Consider the following 6,794-nt stretch of genomic DNA (forward strand, 5'->3'; position numbering starts at 1 on the left):
CAATTAGTTTAATTTTTGGAAAAAGAATAATTTGTAATCAGGTAACAATTCTGGATGTACAATTTTTAAAATGTCTTTTAATACTAAATCTGGTCTGTTTGGAGAAGATTCAAAATAAATAATACCTCCTGTTTTTCCTTTTCTGATGCTATACGAATATACATTTTTTGTTTTAAATGCTTTAAATTGTGAGTAATGTGGGTTAGTTTTTTTCATTTCGTTTAGAGTTGAAAATTGCCCTGGGCCAATCCAGAAATCCGCATTTTGTGCTTTTTCAAAAACAGTTTCAAATGGCAAAGATAAACCTCCTGTCCCTTTAGTCTCTTTCCAAAGATAATCTGCTTGCGCATCTCTTAAAAACAAAGAGCCCCAGCTGTCACCTTGTGGGACAAACCAAGCATCTTCGAACATAGCACCTGCTAAAATAGTTGGTTTTGAAGTAGCTTTTTTAGCTAGAGCTAAAGTTGTATTGTATCCTTTTTCAATAGCAGAAAATAGTTTGGTAGCTTGTTTGTTTTTACCATATAATGCACCAAAAAATTTAATCCATTCAGCTTTTCCAAGAGGTGTTTGCTCATTCCAGTCACCATTTAATATGACTTTTAATCCGCTTTTTTGAAGGTTGTCTAAAGTTGGATTGTTGTTGTCTAAGCCATAACCTATAATAACAGAGGGTGCTAAGTCTATGGCTACTTCGATATTGATACTTTGATTATTCCCCAATTCTTTAACCTTTCCTGCATCTATTCTTTTTCTGACTTTTTCCGAAGAAATATAATTTAGATTTGGAAAACCAACTAGGGTATTCTCAACACCTAAAACTTCTAATGACGAAATGTGAGTTGTAGAAGTTGCCACAATTGTTTTTATAGGAACTTGTATGATTGGATTTTGTTTTAAACTATCTGGAATAATGCCATTTTTTTCTTGAAGAATATAGGTGAAAACTTTATTGGCTTTTGGCCAAGGATTTTTAATTTTTAAAACAGAAAAACCTTTGTATTGGTATATTTCCAGCCCTTTTGCATGTTTTATTTCATTCTCAACAGTCGATTTTGATACTAATGAAATATTATCATTTTGTTTGCAACTTACAATCGAAATTATAAATAGAAACAATATGGTTTTTAATAATTTAGATTTCATAAATTGTGTTTTCAAGAATTGCAAAGGTATATTTAATAGTTTTTAAAAATCAAATTTATTTTTTAATCAAAGTTTAAAGCTATCTTTGCACCCGAATTAAGGTTTCTATCTTTTAATAAAAAGAGAGGATTAAAAGGGAATTTGGATAAATACCAAAGCTGTTCCCGCAACTGTAAGCTATTAAGCTTGTTGTTATCTACAAACCACTGTCCAATATTTAGGATGGGAAGGTAAACAATAAGACGCAAGCCAGGAGACCTGCCTAAATTCGATGATGTATCAAACTTTCGGGAAAAAAGGTTTGGGTATGGGTAATTTCATGCTTTTCTCCCATTTTTATTATTAAAAATGTTTTATTAAAATGAACAAAAAAATTGCTTTTGTTGGTGCTTTTGTACTTGCAAGTATTGGTGCTTTTGCACAAGAAAATGATTCTATAAAGAATCTAAATGAAGTAGTGGTTTCAGACTCTAAATTTGCTTTGGCTAAAGAAAAGTCTGGAAAGGTAATTGTTAAAATTACTGCCGAAGAATTAGAAAAAAAATCTGGTCAGTCTGTTGCAACAATTTTAAGTTCAGTAGCTGGAGTAGAAGTAAATGGGAATCAGGGTGGTGCTGGAAAAAATTTGGGATACTATGTTCGTGGTGCCCGTAATCGTCAAACATTAATTATGATTGATGGTATTCCTCTAACTGATGCGTCTGGAATTAACCTCGAATATGATTTGCGATTAATTCCTGTAGAACAAGTAGAGAGCATCGAAATTCTAAAAGGTGCTTCTAGTACTTTGTATGGAACTGGAGCTGCTGCTGGAGTAATTAATATTACACTAAAAAAAGCAGCTAAAAAAGATATTGCAGGAAATGCATATATGAGTTTTGGATCACAAGAAACAACAGCTCATACTAAAAAATATGAGCCTCAAGATTACAGTCAAGGTTTTGCAGTAAATGGGACGGTTAATAAATTTAACTATTATGCAACTTTAAATAGCACAGAAACTACAGGGATATCTGAAGCTTCAGCTCCAGTAAACACTATTTATGAAGCAGATGCTTTTTCTAAAGTGAATTCATTAGTTAAACTAGGTTTTAAAGCAACATCAAAATTAGATTTAAACTTTTTTGCGAATTACGACAGAATAAAAAATAATTTTGATTCAGGATTTGATAATTTTAGTAATCCAGATACAAATTTAAATAATTCTACTTCAGAACAGTTTCGTTTTGGGTTTTCACCAAAATACAAATACAATAAAGGAGAATTTGTAATTAATTCAGCTTTTAATACTATAGAAAGAAGTTATAACGTATTTAGTTCTTGGACAAATTCTGTAGATGCAAGTAATTACAAATCAAGAAGTGCAAGTATTGATGTTTTTAATAAATATTCAATACTAAAACAATTATTTGTTGTGGTTGGAGGGCAGTTTCAATTTCAAGAAATGAATAGTACTTCTCAGTATGAAAATATTGCAAAGGAAACAGCAAAATTTTCTGCAATAGATCCTTATTTAACAGTGGTTTATAATTCAAATTTTGGATTAAATATAAATGCAGGAACTAGATATAATATGCACAATGTGTATGGAAATCATGCTGTATATAATTTTAATCCATCATTTAGTTTTAATGAGTTACCATTAAAATTATTGGCATCATACAGTACAGCTTATATCACGCCAAGTTTATATCAGTTGTATTCTCCATACGGAAATTTGTTGCTAACTCCTGAAGAAAGTGCTACAGCCGAAGCTGGATTTGAAACTAACTTATTAGGTAAAAAGTTAATGATAAACACTGTTGTTTTTCAAAGAGAAGATAAAAATACGATAGGTTTTTATACAGACCCAAGTACTTATGTCTCTAATTATGTAAATGTTGAAGGGAAAAATAAGTCAAAAGGAGTTGAAACAATGATTTCTTATGTGTTTTCAGACAAACTAAAAGTAAGTGGAAATTATAGTTTTACACAACCTGAAGAAAAATTAAATAGACTAATCCCTAAACATAAAGGAAATGTTTCATTAGACTATCAAGCGACTTCAAGAACATTTTTTAATATAAATTATCAATATGTAGATAAAAGAACAGATGCTTTTTTTGATGGAGGGACTTTCGCAACAACTCAAATTGTTCTAGATTCATATAAACTAGTTAATGCAACTGCAAAATATGAACTAATTAAAAATAGATCTAATATTTATCTAACTGCAACAAATATTCTTAATGAAGATTTTGTAGAAAGTATAGGTTATAGTACTAAAGGTAGAAACTTTAAACTCGGATTTAATTTTCTCTTCTAGATAAAATAAGAAAAGTCAGCGCCTAAACGCTGACTTTTCTATAAACTAACCAAACCAAACAAAATTTTATGAATTCTTATACAAAGAACATGATAATTTTCACAAATTAGAGTTAAAGCAATGTTATTTTATTATTAAATGTTAAAAAAATAAATTTTATTCAAAAATGATTATTTCTTGTCTTGCATGGCAAATACATTCTTCAACAAATTAGAAGTTCTAGCATTTATGTTGGTTCTAATATCTTTTTCCTCGACAGCAATCATTTTAAAAACACCATTCATTGCTTGATTTGTAACATAATCAGTCAAATCTGGATTCACTTTTTTTACTAACGGGATACTATTATATTTAGTGATTATGTTAGTCCAAATTTTATCAGCACCTACTTTTGCAAATGAATTCTTAATCACAGGATTAAATTTTCCGTATAAAGCAGTCGATGTAGAGCCTTGCAAATAAGTTGTGGCAGCACTTTCGTTCCCCATCAAAATGTTTTTAGCGTCAGTAAAACTCATTCCGGTTACAGCATCAACAAAAATTGGAGTCGCTTCTTTTACAGCATCTTCAGCAGTACGATTTATGGCTCTTAAACCATCATCAGCTAGTTTGCTCATTCCAATTTTTCTCAAGCCAGCATCTACTTTTTTCAATTCTTCTGGTAATAAAATCTTTACCGCTTCATTCTTAAAAAAACCATCAGTAGCAGTTAGCTTCGTTACTTGTTTCGAGATTCCATTGTTCAGTGCTTCTTTTAAACCACCTGCAATATCTACATTTCCTTGTTCTAAAATCCCAGGCAATTGATTGGCGACTTGTTGTAATTCGGCACAACCAAAAAAAGGAAGAATTGCCAGTAATAATAACGATTTTTTCATAATTAGAATATATTATTTTTTGTCTTGCATTGCAAAAACTTGTTGTAGTAAATTAGAAGTTCTTGAGTCTAAGTTGGTTCTTATGTTTTTTTCTTCCACTGTAATCATCTTAAAAATACCTTCTAGAGCTTTGTTTGTCACATAATCAGTAATGTCAGGATTTACTTTATTAACTAAAGGGATGGCATTATATTTTGTAATTATATTAGACCAAATCACATCAGCGCCTACTTTTCCAATAGATTGTTGTACAACAGGGCTGAATTTTGTATATAAATCTTTGGTAGTAGCATTTTGCAAGTAAGCAGTAGCGGCATTTTCTTTACCCATCAAAATATTTTTAGCATCACTAAAATTTATATTTTTTATTGCCGAAACAAAAATAGGAGTAGATTCTTTTACAGCATCTTCTGCGGCACGATTCAAAGCTTTAATTCCATCATCAGCTAAACTGCTCATGCCTAATTTTCTCAAAGTTTTATCTACTTTTTGCAATTCAGCAGGCATCATTATTTTTACAGCTTCATTTTTATAAAAACCATCAAGAGCAGTTAGTTTAGAGACTTGATCTGTAACTCCTTTGTTCAGCGCTTCCTTTAAACCAGCAGCAATATCTATTCCAGAATTGGTTTTAGTTATAGTAGAGACTTTGTTTTGCCCTTTTTTTATAAGGTCTTTGAGTTGCGCATTACCAATCATCGGAATGAAAATAGCTAGTAAAAATATTTTTTTCATAAGTAAATGTGTTTTTCTAAGGTTACAAACAAAAATAGAGCCAATATTTTATTTAGAAGCAGAAACTTTACGATTTCTTTCAACTTTTGTCCCGCTATACGTTACAATCTTTTTATAATTTGTTCTTCAACAAGCTCAGAATAACAAATTATAAAAAGGATTTCCACTACTATCGGGACCAAATAAGAAGTTTATTTTATCCTTCAAAACTTTTTGAGAATTTTCTTAAATGAACTTATATCCCGATAGCTATCGGGGCTTATATGGTTCAATTTTCAATCATTTCTTTTATGCCTTTTACATTAAAAACAACTAAATTCAATTTTATCATTGACTTAAACAAATTCAACAAAAAAAATGTAAATTTGCTACTCAAAAATATCAAATCCTCAAAATGGAACCACAAATACCTTATATTCCAATAAATAAAGTAAGAATTGTAACAGCAGCAGCTCTTTTCGATGGTCACGATGCAGCTATTAATATCATGCGAAGAATAATTCAAGCTACGGGAGTAGAAGTGATACATCTTGGTCATGATCGTAGTGTCGAAGAAGTAGTAAATACAGCCATACAGGAAGACGCTAATGCTATTGCTATTACTTCATATCAAGGTGGTCATAATGAATATTTTAAATTTATGCACGATTTGCTCAAAGAAAAAGGAGCAGGGCATATCAAAATATTTGGTGGAGGTGGAGGTGTAATTTTACCAAGTGAAATTGCCGATTTACAAGACTACGGAATTACAAGAATATATTCCCCAGACGATGGTCGCGCCATGGGATTGCAAGGCATGATAAATGACTTAGTAAAACAATCTGATTATCCAATTGGTGATAAATTAAACGGGGAACTAAAGCATATTGAGGATAAAAATCCTACGGCGATTGCTCGTTTAATTTCCGCTGCCGAAAATTTTCCAGAAATTGCGAAACCTGTTTTTGAAACCATTCATAAAAACAACGAAACTTCAAAAATTCCAGTACTTGGAATCACAGGAACAGGTGGTTCAGGAAAGTCATCATTAGTAGATGAATTAGTACGCCGTTTTTTAATCGATTTTCCAGAAAAAACAATTGGATTAATTTCGGTCGATCCGTCAAAACGTAAAACGGGTGGTGCATTGTTAGGTGATAGAATTCGTATGAATGCAATTAATAATCCTAGAGTTTACATGCGTTCATTAGCCACTCGTCAATCAAATTTAGCGTTGTCTAAATATGTTGCCGAAGCCATTCAAGTATTAAAAGCTGCAAAATACGATATTATAATCCTAGAAACTTCTGGAATTGGACAATCTGATACCGAAATCATGGATCATTCGGATGTTTCATTATACGTAATGACACCAGAATTTGGAGCAGCAACACAATTGGAAAAAATCGATATGTTAGATTTTGCCGATTTGGTAGCTTTAAATAAATTCGACAAGCGTGGTGCACTTGATGCCATTCGTGATGTAAAAAAGCAATACCAACGCAATCATAATTTGTGGGATGCAAGTCCAGATGATATGCCAGTTTTCGGAACGATAGCTTCACAGTTCAATGATCCGGGAATGAATACGTTGTATAAAGCCATTATGGATAAAATTGTCGAAAAAACAAATTCAGATTTGAAATCGACTTTCCAAATAACTCGTGAAATGAGCGAGAAAATTTTTGTAATTCCACCACATAGAACGCGTTATTTATCTGAAATTGCCGAAAACAATCGTAAATATGATG

The 6,794-nt window shown here is 31.4% G+C and carries 5 protein-coding genes and 1 riboswitch; of the genes, 2 read left to right on the forward strand and 3 right to left on the reverse strand.

The window, feature by feature from the left end; all coding sequences use genetic code 11:
• Positions 1–3: 3 nt before the first annotated feature.
• A complete protein-coding gene (locus ACKVOV_RS03825; RefSeq protein ID WP_409205444.1) occupies positions 4–1,146 on the reverse strand; it encodes an ABC transporter substrate-binding protein in 1,143 nt (380 codons plus the stop codon).
• 82 nt (positions 1,147–1,228) lie between these two features.
• A riboswitch (cobalamin riboswitch) is annotated at positions 1,229–1,427 on the forward strand.
• 80 nt (positions 1,428–1,507) lie between these two features.
• Here ACKVOV_RS03825 and ACKVOV_RS03830 point away from each other — a divergent pair.
• Entirely contained in the window at positions 1,508–3,451 is a 1,944-nt protein-coding gene (locus ACKVOV_RS03830) for a TonB-dependent receptor plug domain-containing protein (protein ID WP_409205445.1), read from the forward strand.
• A gap of 170 nt (positions 3,452–3,621) precedes the next feature.
• On the opposite strand, the gene ACKVOV_RS03835 is transcribed toward ACKVOV_RS03830, so the two are convergent.
• Both ACKVOV_RS03835 and ACKVOV_RS03840 read right to left on the reverse strand, forming a co-directional pair.
• On the reverse strand, positions 3,622–4,329 hold the full coding sequence (locus ACKVOV_RS03835; protein ID WP_409205446.1) for a DUF4197 domain-containing protein: 708 nt from the start codon (positions 4,327–4,329) through the stop codon (positions 3,622–3,624).
• 12 nt (positions 4,330–4,341) lie between these two features.
• Positions 4,342–5,064, reverse strand: coding sequence for a DUF4197 domain-containing protein (locus ACKVOV_RS03840; RefSeq protein ID WP_409205447.1), 723 nt, complete (start codon positions 5,062–5,064; stop codon positions 4,342–4,344).
• A 394-nt stretch (positions 5,065–5,458) separates the two neighbouring features.
• On the opposite strand from ACKVOV_RS03840, the gene ACKVOV_RS03845 reads away from it, so the two are divergent.
• On the forward strand, positions 5,459–6,794 hold a 1,336-nt coding region (locus ACKVOV_RS03845), incomplete at its 3' end, for a cobalamin-dependent protein (RefSeq protein WP_409205448.1).

Origin of the sequence: Flavobacterium sp. (assembly GCF_046153165.1) — a bacterium.
GTDB lineage: Bacteria > Bacteroidota > Bacteroidia > Flavobacteriales > Flavobacteriaceae > Flavobacterium.